The following is a 23208-nucleotide window of genomic DNA, read 5'->3' as shown; positions in this document are numbered from 1 at the left end:
CCTCGGCATGGCTCAAAGCCATACCTCAGGGAGGGCTACTTTTAAGGGGGGGGAGTCACGTCAACGGTGAGGTCTACGGCGCTACGGTGGCAAAGCACCGCGTGGTTTGTCTCTCAGTTGGTGGGAAGCAGTCTTTCCTCTGGCGGTTAGGTTGCGACGATCAAATGCTTGATGCCGGGGTCGAACGTTTTCGACACGAGTTATCCGGTCAGGTCCTCCATCCCGGAGAGCAGCTGGCCGTTTGCCAACCCCCGCTCTTCGCATGACCGGTGGTGAACGGCGCCCTGAGGTCGGAGCCGGCATCACCCTTCAGGAACTGGCACCGAAGACGGAGCTTGGCTCACCGAGTCGGCCAGTCGCCGGCTGGGAGAAACGCATGTCTGCCGATACCGAGAAGCACCGCGCTCTGCTTGGCGCCCTCAAGGACGCCCAAGGCAAGGGCAACGGTTCATGCGAGAAGGCTGTCACCGCAGCGTTCGAACACGTCTTCGAGCACCTGGGCCGCCTAAATGACTACGTCGCTCGGGGCGGTCCCGAGCGAGGACAGGAACGAGGCAAACCCGAACTAGTACAGAACCATCCCGCCAAATAAGAGGGCCATCAAAAGTATAACCGCTTGCGAGAGCATTGTTACCGAACCTCAATGGTATTGTTTGACGAACAGTAACGCCGCTAATATTGCTTTGCTCCACCGATGCAATTTGCCGTCTCTACAGGAGCACTCCCGTGATTCGGAATCAAGTTGAAGGTCTGGCCGAGGGTTTAGATTGACTTCCCCGTAGCTTGCTTCGTGCAGGCCATGAAAACGTCCGCGACGCTTAAATCGGCATGGGGAGCCATTCCGGCCGCGTCATTCAAGCAGGACACCACATCCTTGCGAGAAGCAGCTCCGTCGGTGGATTCCGCCAGCTGCTTCAGGAGGCGGCCTCGGTCAGCATCTGAGGCTGCGTTCCAGTCACGCAAAGTGTCATGCGGATCCAAGGCTAGGACTGGGGTCGCAAATGATACCAGAGTCAAAATCATTAGGGAGCAAACCGGCACCTTCGAGGTGCCACGACCAATTCCAACCGCATTCATTTTAGCTCGCCTAATTCTGCTGCCTCAAGGGCCTTGAAATCAGTCATTGTTGCGATAATGCAAATCAACAACCATCGTTTCTCGCGAACATCGATCGGTAGTGAGGCGTTACTCGCCCTGAGACTCTCGGGTCAGTGAGCCGGAATTTCAGGCTTGTCCGATCTATCTGTGAAGCCGACCTGCATTGACGATGCGCCTTTCTACCGCACGCCTCGGATTTGTGAGCGCAGATGCAGTGGTCAGGATCCCGGGCGCGGGGAAGGCAAGGTCTGTGGGCTCAAAGTGTCTGTCGCATCCCAACTCGCCCTGATGTGTTGACCAGCACCCTGGAGCAGCCGCGCGAGACTTCGGTCGTTGCAGGATTGACGTCGTTCGGTAATGCGACGAGGCTCCTACCCAGTCGATCTTGCGATCCTGCGATTGCAAGGCCGGGGCGCTGCCGGCATCTGGAGCCCGACGAATCGAAACGCGGCGGGGGCCGACTACCGCACGTCCTACAGCAGATTAACGCGTATTGGGTGCCGAAGCATCCGGCGACAGTCACCCGGCCGTATGCTTTGGAAACCAGTTCCCGTGAAAGCCCGGCGGGATCCGGTGCCCGAGGTGGACGGCGGCGATGGGCGCCGCTTCGAACGCGCGCGCGTCAAGGATGATGAAATCAGTCGTGTCGCTCACGGTGTTGACGACAAGCCCGACGAGCCAGCCCTCGTCTTCGCCAGCCTCCGGCCAGGCCGGTACGAAGACGAACTCTCCCGGGACACTGTCAGGGCCGAATTCGTGCACGTGCCGCTCCCCCGTTGCAAGGTCGTGCTTGTAGATTTGCGTCGCGTCCACAAGCTGCGTGTTGCCGTCGGCGGGGACGGAGCCCGTGTAGACGTACCGGTGAAGTTGTCCGAAACGGCGCTCGTCGATCCGGGGGAACTCCTGTGCCGCGTAATCGATCACCCGACGGTCGACTTGCCCCGTCGCCGGGTCGACGGTCCAGCGTTCCAGCCAGCCCGGTGCGTCGAGGCCGCCGCCGGCCGAGGCGAACACCCTCTCGTAGGCCACGACGTCGAGGACCACGCGCCCGTCAGCGTCGTCGTAGGCGTTGGCGACGTGGAAGGCGAAGCACGGCTCGACCGCGCACCACACGATGTCGGCGGCAGTACCATGCCGCGGGAGCAGGCCGACACGGGCGCCGTGGGCCGGGTTCCAGCGGAACGGGAAGCGGTATCCTGCAAGCACCGCCCGCATTGAGAAGGTGACGGGCAGGTCCAGCACGACGACGAAGCGCGTCGTGATGGCGCAATCGTGGATGCAGGGGCCGTGCGCGACCGAAATCGCTACGTCACGCACAACGCGACCGGCGGGCGAGATGACGACGTGTCGAACGCTGTCCCAGATACGGCCGTCATAGGCGATGGCATGTGTCTCACCGGTCGCCGGGTCGCGATGCGGGTGTCCAGTGAATGAGCCGGCGAGGGTGCCGTCGAACGGATCGTATCGCTGCGTCTCCAAGTCCTCGGACAACAAGACGGGAAAGCTGCCGGCTTCGACTACGGCGAAGGCGCGGTTACCGATCTCGACGACGTTGGTGTTGACGGTGTCGTCGCCGCGTCGCGGCCCCGGGGCAGCGGGCCGGCCGAGCGCTGCGGATGCCGCACGCGAGCCGATCCAGCGGTTGCGGTACCACAAGGCCTTTCCGTCCTCGATGCAGAGACCGTGCACCATGCCGTCGCCCAGGAACCAGTCGTGGCCGCGCGTCGTCGGGCCGGCGGGGTTGGCGCCCATCTTGAGGTAGCGGCCGTCGAGCCCCGCCGGGATCGTCCCGGTCACGCGCAGATCCCGCAGGGTCAGCTCCTCGCGCATTGGCGCATGGACGCCGACCGCGAAGGGGTGCTGCGTCCACGGAAGGCACAGCCGATTGCAGGCCGCCACCAACGCGACCAGGCCCTCGGCGGTGGCACGCAGGCTGGACTCAATCAAGTTCGGCATCTGGTGCTGGCTCGGGGCGATCGGAGGGAGAGCGAGGGCCCTCGCGATCGAGGCGTCCCCATATTCGGGCAAGAATGATAGCTCTGTTCATTTGGGACGACTGGGCGATCTTGTCGGTGATGTATCCAACTCCGTGCGGCCGTGCGACGGGAGTGGATCGCTACGTCGATGGCGCGGCCAGCCAAGCGCCCGGACGCCTCCAGCCGCCGGTCGAATGGCCACCTGCGGGTTTGCCATCGGCAAGCTTTTTCGGCGTGATTGGGTCGGTTCGAGCCTGTCCGCTTTTCCGATCAACTTTCTCCGATGCGGACAGGCCGCTTACGGCCACTTTCGGTCATTCGGGGTAGATCAGACCTCCTGCAAGCGGACCTTCCAAAGGTCCGCAACGGGTCATGAGCAGAGCCTAGATGTTTGGTCCCGCCGTGTGGTGATACGTCCTGATCGCCATCCGCGCCATAACAGACGTACGGCCGACCTACGGCTATCGGCGAGTGACGGCGATCCTGAACCGGAGGCGGCGTGCCACCGGCGAGCCTGCCCTGAACCACAAGCGGGTGTTCGGCCTGATGAAGCGAGACAGCCTGCTCCTCCAGCGCCACACGAGTGGGCGACCCGTGCACGCCCACAAGGGCCGTGTGATCGCCACGGCCTCAAACCAGCGCTGGTCCTCGGATGGGCTGGAGATCGGCTGCTGGAAGCAATGGGGTGAGCTTGGCGTTCGTTAAAATGCCCAAGCGTGACTATGCCCGCGTGCAACCCCGCCCCGACGCCAATACCGTTCTGGATCGGCTTGGCGCTCGGATCACCGACTACAACGAAAACCATCCCCACCGTGGGCTCGGCATGCGCTCGCCGCTTGAGTTCATTCGTGCTCAGACCCCGTTTCATAACGGGCTAAACAGTTTATCGGTTGGGTGAGCGGCGAGCATGGCGGGCGTTGGGAGAGTGTCTGACGCTCACCCAGGAACCTTGATGTGGACGCCCGCCGCCCGCGCGGAGCTCGCGCGCGAGAGCTTGCCCTATGCAACCTGCCTGAGCGATGCCGAGTGGACGGTGCTCGCGCCGCTGCTCCCTGCACCGTCCAACACCGGCCGCCCCTGGCGCTGGCCCGTGCGCGCGATCCTCGACGGCATCCTATACGTGCTGCGCACTGGCTGCGCGTGGCGGCACCTGCCGCTGGACTTCCCGCCTTGGAGCACGGTGCATCGCTGGTTCTTGCGCCTGTCGCAGGCAGGCGTGTTCGAGCGCCTCGCTCACGCCCTCACGATGGCCGATCGGGAGCGGGTCGGACGCGAGGCCAGCCCGACCGGCTGTGTCGTGGATGCGCAAGCCGCGCGCTCGGGTGGCGTGGGGATGGCAGGCGAGCGCGGCTATGATCCAGCCCGGCGGGCCGTCGGGCGCAAACGCCACGCGCTGACCGACACAGACGGCCGCCTGCTCGTGGCTGGGATCTCCACCGCCGACCTTCACGACAGCCACGGCGGCATCGCTCTGTTGCGAGCCTCGCGCGGGCTATTCCCCTTCTTGGCCCACTGCTTCGCTGACCGCGCCTACAGAGGTGAGCGCGTCGGCACGGCCACGACCATCGTGGTCGAGATCGTCGCGGCGGAAGCCGGGCAGAAGGGCTTTGCCGTTCAGCCCAGGCGATGGGTGATCGAGCGGACATTCAGTTGGATCAGCCGCTGCCGCAGGCTCGCGCGCGACCACGAAGCGACCCCGTCCTCCGCTCTCGCCTTCCTCGTGCTCGCCGCGGCCATGATCCTCGTCAGGCGGCTCGCCAGAGCCTTATGAAACGGGGTCTTACGCGTGAGAACCGCATTCTGAAGGCCAAGCGACAGGCTTCCGAGGGGCATCCGGTCCGTCGCACGAGTGCCGAGAAGCGGGCCGCGGTGGAGGCGGTGTTGCGCCAGCCGGGATCTGAGACGTTCTCGTTGCGGCAGATCGCCGAGGCGGCCGGGGTGAGCCACGAGACCGCCCGTAAAGTTCGGACTGCCGTGGGGGCTGTCAAAAATTGACGAAGACGCGGTTCGAGAAAATTGATCCGCTGGATACCCTGGCGGCGGATAAGCCCTCCCTGTCGCTCGACATGCACGAGGAAACCAATCCGGTGATTCGGGAAAAGATCATCCGGCACTGCGTGCCCGAGTACCCGTTCCTGGGCGAGTTGCTGCGAATCTGACGACTCCGATTCAGGAGCGCGTCGGAAGGTGATGGCCGCAACGGGTGGGAAACAGTCCTCGCTGGCGCGGCCGAAAGAAGACCTCGCTTCGCCGTGACCAACGGCAGAGCATGGATCGTCGACCGCGCCCTTCGTTCTTACTGCTGCGCCTCGTGGGCCTTGCGAGCCATCTCGTTGAGGGTCGTCACGGCTTCGTCGAAGCGGCGTTCCACCTCGGCTCGACGCTGGAAGCGGACCCGCTGCACCAGGATCTCACGCGGGGTAGGCTGCTCTTGGAAAAGCGACATCACCTCGTCGATGAAGTCGGCCAGTGGCAGGTATCCCTGGCGTGTCGCCTGTCCCGGGGTGAGGTCGGTCTGCACTGCCGGCGGCACCAGCTCGATGACCTCGACCTTGCCCTTAAGCACCTCGCGCAGCGCGACCGTGTAGCTGTGCAGGGCGGCCTTGGTCGCCGAGTAGGTCGGGGCCGACACGAGAGGCACGAAGGCTAGACCGGAGGTGACGTTCACCAAGGCAGCATCGGGCTGCCGGCCGAGATGGTTGATCAGGCCGTCGGTCAGCCGGATGGGGCCGAGCAGGTTGGTGATGACCGTCGCCTCCGCGTCCGAGAGGTCGCGAGGCTGGTCCAGCGCCTCGGAACGCATGATTCCGGCGTTGTTGATGACCACGTTGAGGGCCGGGTGCTCGGCCGTCACGCGTCGTGCGAAGTCGGCCACGCCCTCGGCGCTGTCGGCATCGAACACGATGGCATGCATGTTCGGACGTCCGGCAATCGTCTGCTGCAGCGCCTCCGTCCGCCTGCCGGCGACGATGACGGCGTTGCCGAGGTCGTGGAAGCGTTGGGCGAGGGCTTGGCCGATGCCGGAGCCGCCGCCGGTGATGAGGATGGTGTTCCCTGACGTCTTCATGTGAGCGACCTGCGTTGTTGTCGCCCATGAAGTTATGGCTCATGCTCTCCGAACCGAAGTAGGCACCGAAAAGATTTATACGCACCAAACGGAGAGTGTCGGATGCGTAGGGCAGAGGCCGATCCACGGATCGAAGCGCGTCGGAAGGAACAGGTCCCGACCGAGACCGACCCGGCCATCGAGGCGTTGGTCCAAGACATTATCGGCAAGGTGGCCGACAAGTGGACCATGCTGATCCTCGAAGCCCTTCACGAGCGTGGCACGCTGCGTTTCACCCAACTCGGCAAGGCGGTCGGCCGCATTAGCCAGAAGATGCTGACCCAGACAGTTCGCCAGATGGAACAGGACGGCTTGGTGCGTCGGACGGTGCACCCGGTGATCCCGCCCCACGTGGACTACGCGCTCACGCCGCTCGGTGAGAGCCTGGGTGCCGCATTCTGCGGTGTGTGGATCTGGGCGGAGACGCACCATGCCGAGATCAAGCGGGCACGCGAGGCTTTCGCGTCGCGAGTGTGACGACGACCCGTCCAGGCGTAACTCGGTCTTACTAAGAGGCTGACCGCAGCTCCCCGGGTCTAGTTAGGGCGCCTGCAAGCGAACCTTCCGAAGGTCTGTGAAGGAGCAAAACCGGACGATGGCCCGCGGTCGAACCTGGTAATCAGGATTCGCGGCGCTTACAAAACCCTCCCGACTCGATGCGGTACGGCAGTTGGGACGGTCTCCGAGCGATATGATTACGACGCAAAAAAGCCCGGCTCAGAAGCCGGGCATGCAAGTTTCGCGAAGCACGAGAGGCTGAAAACACCGGGGTCCGAGACCCCGGCGCTCATTGCGTAAAGCGGATCAGAAGTCGCGCTGGACGCGGAAGCGGACCTGCGACACCGAGTCCTGCGTCGCGGTGCGGACCGCGAAGGTGCCGGCGTTGATTCCGGCGACGTTGGCATAGGCAGTCGGGCTCTTGTCGAGGTCGATCGCCCGGCCGTTCTTCAGGCCGATCTGTGTATAGAAGCCCTCGACGCCGATATCGAGATCCTTCACCGGCGACCAAATCAAGCTCGCACCGGCCACGAACTGGTAGGTGTCGCGCAGCGCCTGGCTAAGCTGATAGAATCGGGTACCCGGTGTGCCGACGGCGTTGGAGCCGAAGGGGTTGCTGCCGGCAATTCCGCTCACGAGATTGTAGATCGCGCCCTGTGCCAGACGGGCGCCCTGCGAGAAGCTCTGCTCGCCGTAGGAGCCGAAGAAGGCCGAGCGCCATTCCGGCGACCAGTAGTGCAGGTACGACGCGACTGCGGTGAAGCTGGTCGAGGTCTGCAGCTGACCAGTGAACGGGTTGACCGTTGCATCCGAGAAGTACTGGGCGAACTTCTGACCCTGGATGGTGGTCGTGCTCTGCGTATAGGAACCGGTGTACGAGGAGTATCCGGTGTAGAGCTGCGCGCCTTCGCCATAGGCGCCCTGCAGGTAGAAGGCATCGCCCGGCGCGATGAACGGCGTGTTGACCTTCAGGCCGCCCTGAACAGCCCAGCCCTGGACGTTGCTGGTGTGTGCCGGGGCGACAATCGGACCCGTGCCGGTGCTGGCAGCCGTCGAAACGTTACCGACGTTCAGCTCATGGGTGGCGGCGGAGAGCTGGGCCGAACCCCAAGCCTGGTCGAGGCGCAGGGCGCCGACGAAGTCGGGCAGACGCGAGCGCTCAATGCTGTCGATGTTGGCGTAACGGCCGGGACCGACGAAGATCGGGGTCGGCTGGTTGGTCACGCCGAAGTTCTGCACGCTGCCGGTGCTGACGGTGGCGGCGATATTGAACGGCGAGAAGATCGGCGTGCGACGGAAGACCGGGTCTTCGATCGAGATCGTGGCGGACAGGCCATTGCCCACAGTCGCCGTGTAGGCGAGCAGGTTGGTGGAGGCGTTGTCCGAACCCGCAGTGGCGCCGGCGATCTCGAAGTCGTGAGCGTAGAAGTCAAAGAACGACGAAGCGCGACCGGCGGTCAGACCCGCGAACTGGATGAACGCTTTGTCGACGTTCGAGAACTGCTGATCGCGGCCGAAGCTGTCGGTGCCGATGCCCGGGTAGGCCTGGCCGATACGCTGCTGGGTGCCGGAGGTGCCGACGCCGGAATAGCCGGTGCGGGCGCCGGCATCGAGGCGCACGAAGGCGCGCAGGGTGCCGTAGGCGGTCTGGGTGCGGGCATCGAGGTTGATACGCATCCGGCCCTGATAGCCGGACGTGTCGCCGGCAGCGCCGGCTTGGCGCGTATAGCTGGTCTGGTAACCACCTTCGAACCGGGCGCGGCCCGAGATGCGCAGGCAGGTGTCAGTGCCGGGGATGTAAAAGAATCCTGCGCCGTAGGCGGAGCAGACGCGAACGTACTCGATCGGCACTGCCTTCTTGACTGGCAGGTCGGCTGCGTGTGCGGCTCCGATCGCGGCGAACGCGGCGGCGGAACCGAGCAGAGAGCTCTTCAAGAGCTTCATAGACATCTCCAAAGCTTCGAGACCCATTGGTACGACTTCGTCCGGTTGATCCGGATCACGTCGCATAGTGCTTTCGGCCTGCATCTGACGGCAGGCTCCTGCGGGCTCTCGCTTGGCGATGCCCCCGTGCAGGTTCACCATGTGGCATCACGTTTCTGCGGGCAACGACGATTCGCCTCTCCGGCCGTGGTTCCTGTGTGATGTTGCTAGCTCGCAACATTCCAGGAAGGCTTTAGCCGGCAACAGCTTGTTCAACGAGCACGCATGCTATCGTAGCGACCAGATATGCTGCAGCTGCGAGCAGTGGTGGCGGCCGGATGATGATAGGCGGCACCGACGTGCAGGTCCTCCTTGGTGTCTGCCGAACGCGTCACCCTCATCGCGCTCAGAACCGAGCTCGGATCCCGACAGGCAGAAAATGAAATTCGCGGATAGGCGACTATGACTGAGGAATATGAAAATCATTCAATTATTGAGAAAAAACAAGTTGTTATCAGACAATACGGCCTATTGGATCCATTGGACTGGGATTCAGATTGCGATGATGAAATTGATCGATCGACCAAACTATGGAATAGTTTAGTCGATATTCATGAAGAGTTTACTCAAAAATATTACGACCTTATCTTAAAGGACGAGAGGCTTAAAACAGCGAAAGCTAACTATGAAAAACTTCAGGAAGAGCGAGCGTCGGTTGTTGCCGTATCAGCGGCCAAGAAGCAGCTTGCGGTAACGCAGAAAGAAGTCTCGAAAAGGATGGCCTCCGAGCTTCGCGATTTAGAGCTGGCTCGCCGAGAGGCGGTGAAAGTTGCCAGACAGAACAGCGGCCTATGGTGGGGGAACTACAACCCGCTCGTTCGAGCCTTCGAGAACGCTCGCAGTGCAGCAGTTCGTGGCGGACACACCATGCGCCGCCGTGCACCCGGCGGGAACAGTCGCATCACCAACACACTGCAAGGGGGCGCCGATGTCGAGCACCTGTTCGATGGCAGCCTGAGTCAGGTGATGATCCGCCCGCCATCGGGACGGGCGTGGTCGGCAGAAAGCCGAGGCGAACGACGGCGGCTCCAACGGACGCGCCTCACGGCGACCGTGTTCGTACAATCCGGCGAGCGCCGCATCGTCACGTGGCCGATGGTGATGCATAGGCCGATCCCCGACGATTGCCGGGTGAAGGAGGTGATCATCACGCGGCGTCGCGTCGGCGAGCGGTGGAAATGGGCAACGAGCTTTATCTGTACGCGCACCGCAGAGCCGGCCGCACCGGTTCCAGTTGGTGCCAAGGCGATCGCCGTGGATATCGGCTGGCGGCGCGTGCCAGAGGGACTTCGCGTTGCGACCGTAGCGTCGGCGGACGGCCTGCCTCGTTTCATCGTTCTCCAGCGGGATCTCATCGATTCGTTCGCCTTCGCCGATGAACTCAGGGAGCGCGTTCGAACAAGCGCGCGGGTCGGACTCGAACTACTGCAAGCAACCGACGCAACCCTGTTTGATCAGCCCTACCAGGATTTGCTGATCGCACTTCAGCAACGACAGGAAGGCCGATTCGCTGCGTTGAAAGAATTCAGCAGGGGGTCATTTTTTACGGCGCAATCCCGGGACGTGCTTGGCGCAGAGATCACTGCGTGGCGAATGGGATATACGAAGCTTGCGACCTGGCTTAGCAATCACCAGAGGAAGGTGGTGGCGCGTCGGATTCATCAGTATCAGAATGCCGCCATCGAGATCCTCGAAGGGGCCTCGACCATCATCATCAACGACGTCAAGTTCGGTGAGATCGCTCGTCGCAGCCCGCCCAGTGATGATGGCGGCTTCTTCCCAAAGCGCGTCAATTATTATCGGGTGGTGGCGGCACCTTCGGAATTTGTCCGCTGCCTTAAATTACAAGCGGCCAAACGCGGCATCCCGTTTGCCAAGACGGAAGCTCAGTCCCCGGTCGGCTGCCCCGAATGTGGATCGACCTCTCGTCGAAGCCGTGCTGATGCCATGCCACAAATCTGCGAAGCCTGCGGCACAAGTTTCGATCAAGACGTCGCAACATGCCGATCTTTGCTGATGCAAGACGGACGTCAATCTTTATCGAAGATGCGCTGAGTGATCCGCTCAGTACATGTTCGATTATGGAATATAGAAGTTTTTGCTACGAAGCGGCAAAACACGCGTGGCTCATGTGTGCCGAAGTGTGGCGAAGCCGTCAAGGCATTGGTGATTCCAGCTCTGCGCTTTCGACGTAGATGGCCTCAACGTCCTGCCTTAGCTGTTGTCCGGAAGCAGTGGCGGCGTAGAAGCTCCAAGGGGGTGCAGTGGCCGATCAGGCGGGGGCCTGAGACGTGGGAAGCGGGCTTTCCGCCATGGTCTTGGCGGTGTTGATGGCGTCGATCAGCAGGGCGGCAAGCTCCTGATACGTCAGTTCGTGGAACACCGTGTTCTTACGACATTTGATGCTCGTGTTGGTGAGCCAGATCGGGGCGAGGGGGAATGGCCCCGGTTCCCGCTTTGATGCAGCCGTGGTGATGTCCTCGTGAAAATGCCGGATACGGTTTGCCAGTTTTGCGAGCCGGGCGTGATCCGAATCATCCTGCGGCGTGAACATCGGCGGGTGCTGTGGGAATAGGTCGCTGAGTGCCGAAAGGCGGGATTGCGCAGCGCTAAGCTGAATTAGGCAATTCTCGAATCGTGCGACGGCAATTGCATGGGTGCTGGTCATGGTTCGGCTCGGAAGCCCCGAGACGTAACCAGCGTCGCAAGGCATGCCTCCCGATATTCGATGATCGCAGGCCCGACATGTCGGATGAAGCTTGCGATCAGAATCATGCTCGCCTTCACGCGCGTATCGTCCGGTGCATTGATTGAGCGGTTGAGGATGAACGACAGGATGTAGTCGTCCATGACCGGCACGTCGGGTGCCGAGAATGCCGTCAGTTCGGACAGGTGCGGCGCAAAGAACGTGTCGAGCGCATAATCGGACCACCGACCCATATCGCCACCAATCGAGATGCTACGGCTTTCCGTCGCCATGGCGAATATACTCCCCCCCGCGAAGCGCTGCGCGTCTCTGCCATCGATTGACGGCAGCACCGTGATTCGACAGGGTCACAGGACCGGGTCACAAACCGGCGGTCGACGGTGATACGGGCTCAATGAAATCAATAGGTTAGGGCGGTTACGGGCGATTCCGTCCCTGGGCACCATCATACCGCTAAGCGGTCGATGATGCGGGTCTGATTTTTCAACGATGACGCAAGGCACTGCAGGCGCGACGGATGGTCGGGCCTGTCCGCGTCGGTTTCGATCTGGCCGCTGATAACGGCACTCGCCGGAAGGCCGCCTGTCGGGGATGATGCGAGCCCACGCCATCCAATGGCGCAGCCGCGAGCCTCGGCGATCGTTCGTCGAAAATCCCGCTCACCGGTGCAGGCAAATTTTTTGGTATACCAACCGAGTGGCATCCCAGGACAAGCTTCGCTACCCTGCCGGCGACGCGGCCTGAGCCGGCCTGTGGAAAGCCCGAACCCGTACGCCATACGGGTACGCCGCAGGATAAGACGAAGACGTACCTTGGGAGTGGAAGCATGCCGCGCAACGTCCTGATCCTGGGAGCCTCGTACGGCTCCCTGCTGGCGACGAAGCTCCTGATGGCCGGGCACAACGTGACCCTGGTCTGCCGCCGGAAGACCGCCGACCTGATCAACCAGGAGGGGACCGAAGTCCGCATCAAGCTGCGGGACGAGCCGAACCACCGCTCGATCCTGTCGCGCGACCTGCCCGGCACCCTGGATGCCGCCCCGCCGGAGGATATCGACCCGTCGCGCTACGATCTGGTCGGCCTCGCCATGCAGGAGCCGCAGTACAACAACCACACGATCCGGGTGCTGATGATCAAGATCGCGGCGGCCAAGCTGCCGTGCCTGTCGATCATGAACATGCCGCCGCTCTCGTATCTCAAGCGGATCCCGGCTTTGGCCGCGATGGACCTCGAGGACGCCTACACCAATGCCGGCGTCTGGGATCGGTTCGAGCCGGGTCTCGTCTCCCTCTGCTCCCCCGACCCGCAGGCCTTCCGTCCGCCGGACGAGGGCGCCAACGTGCTCCACGTCGGCCTGCCGACCAACTTCAAGGCGGCGACCTTCGCGGACGAGGCGCATAACCGCCTGCTGCGCGAGCTGGAGGCGGATATCGACGCCGTGCGCCTCGATGGGCACGACGTGCCGGTGAAGCTCAAGGTGTTCGACTCGCTGTTCGTCCCGCTGGCGAAATGGTCGATGCTGCTCACCGGCAATTACCGCTGCATCACACCGCAGGAGCCGCAATCGATCCGCGACGCCGTGCATGGCGATCTCGCCAAGTCCCGCGCCATCTACGAGCATGTGGATGGCATCGCCCGGCGCCTGGGCGCCGATCCGCAGGATCAGGTGCCCTTCGAGAAATACGCCAAAGCCGCCGAGAGCCTGCTCAAGCCGTCCTCGGCGGCGCGGGCGGTGGCGAACGGCACGCCGTTCATCGAGCGCGTCGACCTGCTGGTGAAGCTGATCTCCCACCAACTCGGTTCGCCTGATGCCGAGATCGACCGCACGGTGGCGATCGTCGACCGCAAGCTCGACGAGCGGGTCATCGAGGGCTGATCGGTCGCCGCGCGGAGTGCCGATCGTGTCCCGCGCCGTCCACCCGGGAATAGTTTGCCGGATACGGTTGTGGCCGGCCCCCGGCACGGGTAGATGCGCCCGCTCGGATGCGGGAGCCAGGGCACATGGATGGGCGATGACGTGGCCGCTCTCCTCCTGGCCCTGGCCACCGAGAATGCGGAGCTGCGCGCGCAACTGGCGGCCGCCCAGGACATGCTGATGGAAACGGCGATCGATGCCGGCCATTTGCACGCCCGGATCGAGGCGGTCCAGGCCGAGCGCGATTCCTGGCGGGCGGAAGCCGAACGGCTGGGCCGGCCCAGCGCCGGTGCCGGTTCACGCTGACGGCAGCAGCATTTTCCGGGATCGTAGCGGCCTGTTTGACCGATGCGTTATCAGGGGCTGCCGTCCGGCGGCGGCCTCGACGGTCAGGCGCTCGATCCCGCCTCGGCAATCCCGAACGGCGCTCAGGTCAGTTACAGGCACGCAAAAGTTGCGATAACATGTATTTTTACTTCTTGAAGTTGTGCAGCCATGCGCTAAACCGGCTCTGATTCCGGTTCGGAACCAGACCCCCGCGATGCCAAAACCCAAGCTTCTCGAATACCGGACTTGCGCGGCGGCGTTCCAGGGAGCGCTGGACGCGCTGGACGTGATCGGTACTTGGTCGTGGGATGCCGCCTCGGACCGCATCCAGGCCGATCTGTTCGTGGCGCTGCTCTTCAACGTTGATCCGGAGGAGGCCGAGGCGGGCCTGCCGCTCGACGCCTTCATCGCCGGCATCCATCCGGAGGATCGGGACCGGGTGCAGGCGCATGTCCGCAGGGGCGGCCGCGACGGCGGGCTCTATGTCATCGAATATCGGGTCTGCTCGGCCGATGGCGTCACCCGCTGGGTTCTGGGCCGGGGCCGCTTCCAGCACGATTACCGAGGGCGGCCGATCAGCGGGCGCGGGATCATCGTGGACATCACCGACGTGCGGATGGGCGAGACCTCAGCCGGCGCCGTCGAGCTGGCTGAGCTTCAAGAGGCCGAGCCGCCGCTGGAGCGCGCGGCTGATCACGCCATGGCGGCCCATCGGGCGATCTGCGAGCTGGACGATCCGGTCCACAAGGCGCGGGTCGACGCACTGCTGCTCGATGTCGGACGCAAGCTCGCCGAGCAGGAACGGCGCAGGCGCCGCTCGCAGATGAACTGAGGCCGGTCCAGGCGGGCGTCAGGCCGGGTCCCGGTCAGTCAGGTGTAAATAGGTCGGGTCGAATTCGGCCGCCGCCTTGAGGCCTTCCCAGTCGTTGACCATCAGGCGCCGGCTGCGCAGCGTGATCAACCCGGCTTCCTTCAGGTCGCGGATCGTCCGGTTGACGTGGACCGGCGTGATCCCGAGGGCATCCGCCAGTTCGGGCTGCGTCATTGGCAGGTCGCAGGACCGATCGGGGGCGAGACCGACGGCGCCCAGCCGCGTGATCAGTTCGCAGAACAGGTGGGCCATGCGGGCATAGGCATCCCGCCGGCCGGTGTTGAGCATCCACTCGCGAACCAGGGCGGCGTCGATCAGCGTCGCGCGCCAGAGGGCATCGCCCAGTCGCGGGTAGGCCCGCAGGAGCGCCCGCACCGCATCATGGTGGACGAAGCCGACCCGGCAGGGGCCGACGGTGCCGATGCTGATGTCGAGGACCTTGAGGTGCAGGCTCTGGATGTCGGGTATGTCGCCGGCGACGTGGTACGCCATGACCTGACGCCTGCCGCCGAGCGTCGATTTGTAGGTACAGGCGATCCCGTCGAACACGGCGAAGCAGCGCGCGGGACGATCTCCCTCGCGCACGATGTCCTGATAGGCCTCGAACTGGGTGATCTGCAGCGGCAAGGCCAGTAGCGCCGCCCGTTCGCCATCCGAGAGGGTGAAGAGGGCTATGCTTTCGATCTTGCGGATGAACGGATGCTTGTCGGTCTGAGAAAGAGATTCCGTCATCGCGCCTCCGGCGGCCAGCGGGCACGCCCGGTCATCCTGCCATCGGCGCTCAAGGCCCGCGCCGATCCCGCGACCTCATAGCAGCCACACTTCACCTCTGCCATGGCGGAATGACTTTTATATACCGATCGAAAATATATATTCACACACAATTTGACGCGATCGAATTAAAGCTCGCTGCGATTATGTTGTCGATGTGAGTGAATGTATAGTGGTGCAACATCCGTCAAGTCTCGATAAAGTATTTTTTGGGGAGAGCCGGCCCGAGCGCACGAAAGCCGCGGATTTTCATCCGGCCCGGCGGTTTGCGCCGCCTGCCGGACCGGCCAGAGGCCCGTCGGCACAGGGCCAAGGCGCCGGCGGGGGCTGGAAATCTTCGGCCCGTCCGCGCACACACGCGGCACGGCGCGGTCGCCGTGCAGCCTGACGGAACGATCCGATGAACACGGCAGATCTCGCCCCGCACGCCCATCAGGTCTTGCGTGAGGCGACCCTGCCCGAATTGCCGAACCATTACCGCGGCAAGGTCCGGGACAATTACGACCTGCCGGATGGCCGGCGCATCCTGATCACCTCCGACCGGATCAGCGCCTTCGACCGGGCGCTCGCCGCGATCCCGTTCAAAGGTCAGGTGCTCACGCAGACCGCGCGCTACTGGTTCGAGCGCACCGCCGATCTCTGCCCGAACCACGTCCTGGCCTATCCGGACCCGAACGTGGTGGTCGGCCGCCGCCTCGAGATTCTGCCCGTGGAGGTGGTGGTGCGCGGCTACCTCGCGGGTACCACCTCGACCTCGGTGCTGACGCGCTACCGGGCCGGCGAGCGGGAAATGTACGGGCATCGCTTTCCGGACGGGATGCGGCCGAACGAGCGCCTGACGCAGGCGATCATCACACCGACCACCAAGGCGTTCGACGGCGGCCACGATGAGCCTCTGACGGAAACCGAGATCCTGGAGCGCAACCTGCTCAGTCCGGAACAGTGGCGGACCGTTTCAGAGGCGGCTTTGGCGCTGTTCGCCCGCGGCCAGGACCTGGCGGCCGAGCGTGGGCTGATCCTGGCGGACACGAAATACGAGTTCGGCACGGATGCGGAAGGCCGTATCGTGCTCGCCGACGAGATCCACACCCCGGACAGCAGCCGCTACTGGTTCGCGCAGAGCTACCCCGAGCGTTTCGAAGCGGGCTCGGCTCCGGAGAGCTTCGACAAGGATTTCGTCCGCAACTGGGTCGTGGCCCGCTGCGATCCCTACAAGGACGCGATCCCCGAGATTCCGGCGGACGTCGTGCTGGAGACCGCCGCGGTCTACATCCGCGCCTACGAGACGATCACCGGCGCGCACTTCACGCTGCCCGATCCGGGCGAGGCGCCGCTCGATCGCGTCCGGCGCAACATCGCCGCCTACCTGGCGGCCGAGCCGATCCGCTGAGGGCGGGACGGCGCTCGGGCGCCGTCCCCTCCCATCCCGTCAGGCGGCCGCCTTGATCGGGGCCGGGGCGGGCGCATCCATGGCCCGCAGGTAGACGTCGAGCAGCGTCTCGTGCTCGTCGCGCTCGTCCTTGTCCTGCTTGCGGATCTTCAGGATCTCCTTGAGGATCTTGACGTCCAGGCCCTCACCCTTGGCCTCGGCGAAGACCTCCTTCTTCGCCTCCATCAGATCCTTGATCTCCTCCTCCAGCCGTTCCACGCGCTCGATGATCGAGCGGATGCGGTCGCCCGCGACGCCCACGGTGTCGGTCATGTCGGTCATGCAAAGCCTCGTCGTATGACGGGCCGTACCTTCGTGGCAGAGGGTAAGCAGGGGGTTAAGGCCGGGATGCGCCGGCGCCGATCCGCGTCTCGATCCACCCGACGATCGCGTCGGCCACCTGATCGCTGTTCGATTCGAGCATCATCATGTGGCCGTTGCCGTGGATGCCGTGCTCGGCCAGCGCCAGCCGGTCGGGCTTGGCGCCCGCCTGGGTGAGGAAGGCCGCCGTGCAATCGTCCATGGTCGCCCGGAACGAGGCTTCCGCGGTCACGATCACGGCCGGCACCTTGGCGAGGTTCGGCAGGGCACGGGCGGGCTCCGCCTGTAGCCAGCAGCGGATCCGGTCCGGAGCAGCCGCGCGCTCGGCCTGGACCACGGTCAGGTCGGTCGGGCTGCTGACCCGCGGCTCGAAATGCAGCGGCACCCGGGTGATCCCGTAGGGACGAGCCCGGGCGTCGCCGACCCGCTCGTACCAGTCGGCGCCGCCCTTGAAGCGGATGTCGAAGAAGGTCGGCCCGTTCGGCTCGACGGCGACATGCGCCTTCACAAGATCCGGCCGCTGGTCCGAGACCGCCCAGCCGAACACGCCGGCCTGCGAGTGGGTCAGCACGATCGCCGGTCCAATCTTTTCGAGAAGTGCGATCAGCGCCGGATCGACCAGCTCCTCGCTCTTCAGGGCGCTCGCGATGTAGGGCACCTGCGAGCGGTAGAATTGGTCGAAGGCGGCATTGCCGCGGACGCCCGGCCCGCCGGGCCACTGGGTATGGAGCTTCGCCTGCGGGTAGAGTTCGGACCGCTCCTGCCCGGTGAACACCGTCTCCAGATCCTCGGCGGGCAGGCGCGCGTAGGGTCCGTATGTCTCCGCGTCGCCGCCCGAACGGCCCCGCCCGACCTGATCGACCACGTAGACCGCAAACCCCTCGGCGGCGAAGCGGTCGGCCCAGCCGGGCCGCCCGTCAGGCGTGCCCAGGAAATTGGTTCCGGTCTGCGCCGTGCCGTGAACCATCACGACCGGATAGGGTTGTGTGACCCGCGCTGGGGCGCGGTATTCCACGAACATCTGCCCGAGGGCGGTGGTCCGGCCGTTCGCCGTCTCGTAGTGGCCGCCGACGAAGAAGTAGCCGGCAAGCTGCGTCGGCTTGAACGGCCCGACCTCTTCGGCTCGGGCGAAGCCCGCCCCGAGGCAGAACAGCGTCAGCGCGCCGGCAGCGGCGGTCTTGAGCATGATATCCTCCCGCGGACGTCTGGCGCGTCCAACTGGGAGTATATCGGCGACACAATGCCAGGCGGTCCACCCGAACCCCCGGTCTGCGGGTTTCAGGCATGGGCGAAGCGGCGCTTTTTCCCGAGCGCCTCCTCCACGGTGCCTGCGCCGTCGAGGTAGCCGTGCACCTTGGGGTTCGGCATGATCAGCGAGCCGACGAAGGCCACCGCCATCAGCACGGTCACGTACCAGAAGAACGTGCTCTCCATGCCGTTGTCCTTGAACCACAGGGCGACGAACTCGGCGGTGCCGCCGAACATGGCATTGGCCAGAGCGTAGGACAGGCCCACCCCCAGCGCGCGCACGTTGGTGGGGAACAGCTCGGCTTTCACGATGCCGCTGATGCCGGTGTAGAACGACACCACGGCGAGACCGAGGGTAATCAGCGCGAAGGCCAGGTAGGGATCCTTGTTGGTCCCCAGAGCGGTCATCAGCGGTACCACCATCAGCGTGCCGAGGCCGCTATAGAGCAGCATGTTAGCCTTGCGCCCGATCTTGTCGGACAGCGCACCGAACAGCGGCTGGATCGCCATGTAGACGAACAGCACCACGGTCATCACCTGCGACGCCGACGTCTTCGGCATGCCAGCGGTGTTGACCAGATACTTCTGCATGTAGGTCGTGAACGTGTAGAAGCTCAAGGATCCGCCGGCCGTGTAAGCAAGGACGACGCAGAACGCCCGCCAGTGCTTGAACAGCTCGGCGAAGGTGCCGGCAGTCTCCTTGTCGCCGGCTTCCTTGGTCTCGGCGAGCGAGCGTCGCAGGTAGAGCGCGACCACCGCCAGTCCGGCGCCTATGAAGAACGGGATGCGCCAGCCCCAGGCCGACAGCTCAGGGGCGGTCATCACGGTCTGGAGCAGCACCAGGACGAGCGAGGCGAGCAGCTGGCCGCCGATCAGCGTGACGTACTGGAACGAGGCGAAGAATCCCCGCTTCCCCTTGATCGCCACCTCGCTCATGTAGGTGGCCGAGGTGCCGTACTCGCCGCCCACCGACAGGCCCTGGAGCATGCGCGCGAGCAGCAACAGCACGGGCGCCAGCGTGCCGACATGCTCGTAGGTTGGCAGGATGCCGATCAGGAGCGAGCCGAAGCACATCATCAGCACCGACACGACCATCGAGGTCCGGCGCCCGACCCGGTCGGCGATACGCCCGAACAACCAGCCGCCCACGGGGCGCATGAAGAAGCCCACCGCGAAGATGCCGGCGGTCTGGAGGAGCTGGCTGGTGGAATCGCCCTTCGGGAAGAAGGCGGGCGCGAAGTAGAGCGCAAAAAACGCGTAGCAGTAGAAATCGTACCACTCGACCAGGTTGCCCGAGGACGAGCCGACGATCGCCCAGATGCGACGGCGGCGGTCCGCCGCGTCGTCGGCGGCGCTCGGCGCGATACCGATCGTATCGTCCCTCAAGGCGGACATGGCGTCTCCGTCTCACGGCTCATCGGCCGGTAACAGCCGGCCTATTCTTCGATAAGCGCGACGTTACAGGCGACGATCGTGATCGCAAGTCCGTGATCGGACTTTGACCGGGACAGCGGCTGCCTGTGTCACTTCTCACCGGCCTCTATCGGCAGGGCGGGACGGAACGGTTTCGCGCGGGACCCCGTTGCGGCCCGGCACGGGTGCCGAGGGCGCCTCAACCACAACGGGACGAAATGCCATGACGCGGATCTTCAGGGACACGGTGGCGGCCGCCATTCTCATCGTCGGCGCGGCAACGGCCTTTGCGCAGGGCGGCCCGGGTGGCGGCGGTGGTCCGGCCGCCGGCGGCGGTGGCGCGGGCGGCGGTGCCGGCCCGGCGGCGGGCGGCGGAGCGGGACCGGGCGGGGCAGGCGGCGGCGGAATGCGCGGCGGTGCCGAGGGCGGCGGGATGCGTGGTGGCGGCGCCGAGCCCGGCGGTCCGGCCTCGCGCGGTGCCGAGGGTCCCGGCCGGCCCGGACCGGCCGGCGGTACTCCCGGCGAGCGCAACGGTGCTGCCGACAGGAACGGGCCGAGTGGCAATCCCGGCGCAGCTGAGCGGGGCGGCCGCGACGGCGGCCCGGCCGAGCAGCGCGGTGGACGCGACGAGACCGGTCCGGGCCAGCGCGGCGACCGCGGCGGACGTGACGAGTCCGGCCCCGGCCAGCGCGGCGATCGCGGCGCGCCGGGTGATCGCGGCGATCGGGGTGGTCGCGACGGTGCCCGGGGCGACCGGGGCGGCGGGTCGGCCCGCGGCGCGGTCAACCGGCTCGACACCCGCCAGCGCACCGAGTTCCGCGGCTCGATCACCCGGCTCGGCGTCTCGCCGCTCCGCGACGTCGCGTTCGGGCTCGCAGTCGGCTCCGCGATTCCGCGCTCCGTCAGCCTGCACCGGCTGCCGCCCGCGATCGTCGAGATCGTGCCGGAATACGAGGGCTACGATTTCATCCTGGTGCGCGACGACATCGTGATCATCGATCCCGACACCTACGAGATCGTGGACGTAATCCCGGCCTGATCCTCAAGCGGAAAGCCGCGCCGCCACGACAGGCGGCGCGGCGGTTAGGGAGTCCACCGCGACGGTCAAGACAATCCCATGATCCTTCCGTCGCCAGGTGGATCGCGGCAAGACGAGCGCGCGCGTCGAAGCGTGGAAGGATTTGTCAGACAGCGGATGCATTGTGAAGTTTTTTCTGCGACAACTGACGGTCGATCGATCATCAAGTGCAGGCGATGTGCGGGTCAGTGAGCAGCGGTGGGAACCATTGCATTCTACTTGACGCACAATGCGCTGAACAGTCGATCAATCGTGAGTTGTTCAGAGGCAGCGTATGTCGGGACCAGATTTCAAAGCGGCTGAACTGGTGCGTGTGTCGCGTCCGCGACTCGGTGTTTCCGGTCGCGCCATGCTCATGATCCTTGTTGTCGTGTGCGCCGGCTTCGGGGGGAGTTCCGCCTACCTCTACGCCACACAATCCTCTGCACTGCGGGACAATCTCCACGCCACCATGTCGAGCCTGAGTGCCGCATCGGCGCGGAGTGTCGGCAACTGGTTGCGCGGCAAGCTCGAACTGACGCAGCTCATGGCCCAGCAGATCGCAGCCGTCGGAGCAGGGCCGAAGGCGGACGACGTGCTCGGTCTGCCGCTGGCGCGCGAGGTCTTCTTCAGCGCCTATCTCGGCCGTCCGGACGGCTTCTACACGGAGATGCCCAAGACGGAGCTGCCCGCCGGTTACGATCCGCGTGAGCGTCCCTGGTACAAGGATGCGCTTGCGGCGGGACAGGCGGTTTTGACCGAGCCCTACACCTCGGCCGGAACGGATATCGTCACCATCACCGCGACGGGTCCGATCTTCGGCGAGAACCGGGCGATCCTCGGTGTGATCGGCGGCGATTTTGACAGCGCCGCCCTGACTCGGATGATCGCGGAGGTCGCAACCGGTGACAAAAGCTACGCCTACCTGGTCTCGGGCACCGGAACCGTGCTGGTCCACCCGCGGGCGGAGCTGATCGGCAAGCCGCTGTCGGACCTGTTGTCCGGGCCGCTCCCGAAGATCGGCGGCACCCTGGCCGAGACCCGCGAGGGCGACCGGGCGACCTTCACGGTGTTCGCCCGCGTCCCGAACCTGCCGGCCTCGCTCGACTGGTACGTGGCGCTCTCGGTCGACAGCGCCACGGCGCTGGCCCCGACCGCCGCTCTGGCGCGGGACTTGGCGGTGGCCACGCTTCTCGTGCTGCTTGTCCTCGCGATCGTGATCGGCCGGCTGATGACCATCACCGTGTCGCGTCCGCTGAACCGGCTGGTCGGCGCCCTGCAGCGCATGAGCCAGGGCGCGATCGATGCCGAGATCGCGGAGGCGTGGCGCAACGACGAGATCGGCATGGTCGGCCGCGCCGTGGAGGGCATCAAGGCGCTGGTCGCGCGGAAGGCAGCGGAGCAGGCCGAGGCGAAGCGCCAGGCCGACGAGGCCGCTGCAGCCGAGCGCAAGCACGCCATGATTGCGCTGGCGGATGGGTTCGAGCGGGCCGTGGGCGCGATCGTCGGCATGGTCGCGTCCTCGGCGACACAACTCCAAGGGACCGCCCAGACACTGACGGCGACCGCGACCCAGGCCGCGGCGCAATCCACCAGCGTCGCGGCGGCGGCCGAGGAGGCCGCCTCCAATGTCCGCACCGTCGCGGCGGCCGCGGAACAGCTGGGCAGCAGCGTGCAGGAGATCGCCGGGCAGGTCGGAGGCTCCGCGAGCCTCGCCCGAGCCGCGGTTGGCGAGGCGGACCAGACCGGCCGGCTCGTGCAGGAACTCGCCCAGGCGGTGTCCAAGATCGGCGACGCGGTCGGGTTGATCTCCAGCATCGCGGCGCAGACCAACCTTTTGGCCCTGAACGCGACGATCGAGGCGGCCCGGGCGGGTGAGGCGGGCCGCGGCTTTGCCGTCGTTGCCTCCGAAGTGAAGGAACTCGCCGCGCAGACCGCCAGGGCAACGGAAGAGATCACCGGCCTGATCGGCCGGATCCAGGGCTCGACCGACCACGCCGCGCAGGCGATCGGCGGGATCGTGACCCGCATCCGCGACATCAACGATGTGACCGGTGCGGTTGCGGCGGCGGTGGAGGAGCAGGGTGCGGCGACCCAGGAGATCGTCCGCAACGTCAGTCAGGCGGCGACCGGGACCGATCAGGTGACCGCTAACATCACCGGCGTCGCCGAATCCGCCGAGCAAACCGGCCACGCGGCCCATCAGGTCCTGGACGCGGCCTCCACGCTGTCGCAGCAATCGGCGCAGCTCAACACGGAGGTCGCCCGGTTTCTGAACACGGTCCGGGCCGCCTGAACGGTGTCGATCCCGGTTCGGTCTACGGTCCAGGCATCATTGTTTGAGTGTCGGCGGCTATCCGACGAAGGAAGGCTGCCGAATTCTTTGCGTGGCCATGGCGAACGACCGAAGTCAAAATTCCTCGTTCGCTGCGGTCAAAATGTAAATCCTGTGGTGAGTCATGTTTATTTGTCCTCGTCGCGATAAGAA

General features: G+C 64.9%; 21 protein-coding genes. 12 read left to right on the top strand and 9 right to left on the bottom strand.

Translation table 11 applies throughout. The features are described from left to right. Nucleotides 1-376 precede the first annotated feature (376 nt). On the top strand, nucleotides 377-592 hold the full coding sequence (locus MKL09_RS10975) for a hypothetical protein (protein ID WP_244020119.1): 216 nt from the start codon (nucleotides 377-379) through the stop codon (nucleotides 590-592). 1025 nt (nucleotides 593-1617) lie between these two features. Here the strand turns inward: MKL09_RS10975 and MKL09_RS10970 are convergent. Continuing rightward, complete coding sequence (locus MKL09_RS10970; protein WP_244020118.1) at nucleotides 1618-3054, bottom strand: carotenoid oxygenase family protein; 1437 nt, start codon at nucleotides 3052-3054, stop codon at nucleotides 1618-1620. Nucleotides 3055-3491: 437 nt separating this feature from the next. Here MKL09_RS10970 and MKL09_RS32325 point away from each other — a divergent pair, with 437 nt between their 5' ends. The 3 genes from MKL09_RS32325 to MKL09_RS10955 all read left to right on the top strand — a co-directional run bounded on the left by MKL09_RS32325 (nucleotide 3492) and on the right by MKL09_RS10955 (nucleotide 5233). Further along, nucleotides 3492-3779 carry an IS3 family transposase gene (locus MKL09_RS32325; RefSeq protein WP_409566919.1) on the top strand — a complete coding sequence of 96 codons (288 nt, stop codon included), beginning with the start codon at nucleotides 3492-3494 and terminating at the stop codon, nucleotides 3777-3779. Nucleotides 3780-4026: 247 nt separating this feature from the next. After that, nucleotides 4027-4845 (top strand): IS5 family transposase, encoded by an 819-nt coding sequence (locus MKL09_RS10960; protein WP_244020117.1) that lies wholly within the window; start codon nucleotides 4027-4029, stop codon nucleotides 4843-4845. A gap of 220 nt (nucleotides 4846-5065) precedes the next feature. After that, complete coding sequence (locus MKL09_RS10955; RefSeq protein ID WP_244020116.1) at nucleotides 5066-5233, top strand: hypothetical protein; 168 nt, start codon at nucleotides 5066-5068, stop codon at nucleotides 5231-5233. 137 nt (nucleotides 5234-5370) lie between these two features. Here MKL09_RS10955 and MKL09_RS10950 read toward each other — a convergent pair whose 3' ends face one another. Further along, complete coding sequence (locus MKL09_RS10950) at nucleotides 5371-6141, bottom strand: SDR family oxidoreductase (RefSeq protein ID WP_244020115.1); 771 nt, start codon at nucleotides 6139-6141, stop codon at nucleotides 5371-5373. A gap of 102 nt (nucleotides 6142-6243) precedes the next feature. Between MKL09_RS10950 and MKL09_RS10945 the strand changes: the two genes are divergently transcribed. Then, nucleotides 6244-6657, top strand: coding sequence for a winged helix-turn-helix transcriptional regulator (locus MKL09_RS10945; RefSeq protein WP_244020114.1), 414 nt, complete (start codon nucleotides 6244-6246; stop codon nucleotides 6655-6657). A gap of 327 nt (nucleotides 6658-6984) precedes the next feature. On the opposite strand, the gene MKL09_RS10940 is transcribed toward MKL09_RS10945, so the two are convergent. Continuing rightward, nucleotides 6985-8622, bottom strand: coding sequence for a porin (locus MKL09_RS10940; RefSeq protein ID WP_244020113.1), 1638 nt, complete (start codon nucleotides 8620-8622; stop codon nucleotides 6985-6987). A gap of 441 nt (nucleotides 8623-9063) precedes the next feature. Here MKL09_RS10940 and MKL09_RS10935 point away from each other — a divergent pair, with 441 nt between their 5' ends. Beyond that, a complete protein-coding gene (locus MKL09_RS10935) occupies nucleotides 9064-10716 on the top strand; it encodes a transposase (RefSeq protein ID WP_244020111.1) in 1653 nt (550 codons plus the stop codon). A gap of 217 nt (nucleotides 10717-10933) precedes the next feature. On the opposite strand, the gene MKL09_RS10930 is transcribed toward MKL09_RS10935, so the two are convergent. Together MKL09_RS10930 and MKL09_RS10925 are read right to left on the bottom strand one after the other, a co-directional pair. Continuing rightward, nucleotides 10934-11329 carry a hypothetical protein gene (locus MKL09_RS10930; RefSeq protein ID WP_244020109.1) on the bottom strand — a complete coding sequence of 132 codons (396 nt, stop codon included), beginning with the start codon at nucleotides 11327-11329 and terminating at the stop codon, nucleotides 10934-10936. Beyond that, complete coding sequence (locus MKL09_RS10925; RefSeq protein ID WP_244020108.1) at nucleotides 11326-11640, bottom strand: hypothetical protein; 315 nt, start codon at nucleotides 11638-11640, stop codon at nucleotides 11326-11328. The genes MKL09_RS10930 and MKL09_RS10925 overlap by 4 nt, the downstream gene beginning before the upstream one ends. 554 nt (nucleotides 11641-12194) lie before the next feature. Between MKL09_RS10925 and MKL09_RS10920 the strand changes: the two genes are divergently transcribed. The 3 genes from MKL09_RS10920 to MKL09_RS10910 all read left to right on the top strand — a co-directional run bounded on the left by MKL09_RS10920 (nucleotide 12195) and on the right by MKL09_RS10910 (nucleotide 14442). Next, nucleotides 12195-13244 (top strand): ketopantoate reductase family protein, encoded by a 1050-nt coding sequence (locus MKL09_RS10920; RefSeq protein WP_244020107.1) that lies wholly within the window; start codon nucleotides 12195-12197, stop codon nucleotides 13242-13244. 129 nt (nucleotides 13245-13373) lie between these two features. Further along, a complete protein-coding gene (locus MKL09_RS10915; RefSeq protein ID WP_244020106.1) occupies nucleotides 13374-13589 on the top strand; it encodes a hypothetical protein in 216 nt (71 codons plus the stop codon). A gap of 235 nt (nucleotides 13590-13824) precedes the next feature. After that, on the top strand, nucleotides 13825-14442 hold the full coding sequence (locus MKL09_RS10910; protein WP_244020105.1) for a PAS domain-containing protein: 618 nt from the start codon (nucleotides 13825-13827) through the stop codon (nucleotides 14440-14442). Nucleotides 14443-14460: 18 nt separating this feature from the next. Here the strand turns inward: MKL09_RS10910 and MKL09_RS10905 are convergent, their stop codons facing one another. Then, a complete protein-coding gene (locus MKL09_RS10905) occupies nucleotides 14461-15213 on the bottom strand; it encodes a Crp/Fnr family transcriptional regulator (RefSeq protein WP_244020104.1) in 753 nt (250 codons plus the stop codon). 439 nt (nucleotides 15214-15652) lie between these two features. Between MKL09_RS10905 and MKL09_RS10900 the strand changes: the two genes are divergently transcribed. After that, nucleotides 15653-16642 carry a phosphoribosylaminoimidazolesuccinocarboxamide synthase gene (locus tag MKL09_RS10900; protein ID WP_244020103.1) on the top strand — a complete coding sequence of 330 codons (990 nt, stop codon included), beginning with the start codon at nucleotides 15653-15655 and terminating at the stop codon, nucleotides 16640-16642. A gap of 39 nt (nucleotides 16643-16681) precedes the next feature. Here the strand turns inward: MKL09_RS10900 and MKL09_RS10895 are convergent, their stop codons facing one another. The 3 genes from MKL09_RS10895 to MKL09_RS10885 form a co-directional block, all read right to left on the bottom strand. Continuing rightward, complete coding sequence (locus MKL09_RS10895) at nucleotides 16682-16963, bottom strand: DUF2312 domain-containing protein (RefSeq protein ID WP_058193308.1); 282 nt, start codon at nucleotides 16961-16963, stop codon at nucleotides 16682-16684. Between the two features lie 55 nt (nucleotides 16964-17018). Continuing rightward, nucleotides 17019-18188: an alpha/beta hydrolase gene (locus MKL09_RS10890; RefSeq protein WP_244020101.1), complete on the bottom strand. Its 1170-nt coding sequence runs from the start codon at nucleotides 18186-18188 to the stop codon at nucleotides 17019-17021. Between the two features lie 92 nt (nucleotides 18189-18280). Further along, on the bottom strand, nucleotides 18281-19645 hold the full coding sequence (locus MKL09_RS10885) for an MFS family transporter (protein ID WP_244020099.1): 1365 nt from the start codon (nucleotides 19643-19645) through the stop codon (nucleotides 18281-18283). Nucleotides 19646-19886: 241 nt separating this feature from the next. Here MKL09_RS10885 and MKL09_RS10880 point away from each other — a divergent pair, with 241 nt between their 5' ends. Together MKL09_RS10880 and MKL09_RS10875 are read left to right on the top strand one after the other, a co-directional pair. Next, a complete protein-coding gene (locus MKL09_RS10880; RefSeq protein ID WP_244020097.1) occupies nucleotides 19887-20702 on the top strand; it encodes a DUF1236 domain-containing protein in 816 nt (271 codons plus the stop codon). Between the two features lie 388 nt (nucleotides 20703-21090). After that, a complete protein-coding gene (locus MKL09_RS10875) occupies nucleotides 21091-23016 on the top strand; it encodes a methyl-accepting chemotaxis protein (RefSeq protein WP_244020095.1) in 1926 nt (641 codons plus the stop codon). Nucleotides 23017-23208: the final 192 nt, after the last annotated feature.

Origin of the sequence: Methylobacterium sp. J-048 (assembly GCF_022829515.1) — a bacterium.
In the GTDB taxonomy this organism is placed as follows: Bacteria; Pseudomonadota; Alphaproteobacteria; order Rhizobiales; family Beijerinckiaceae; genus Methylobacterium.
Note: the sequence above shows the minus strand (reverse complement) of the source record. Positions and strands in the feature narration are given on the sequence as shown.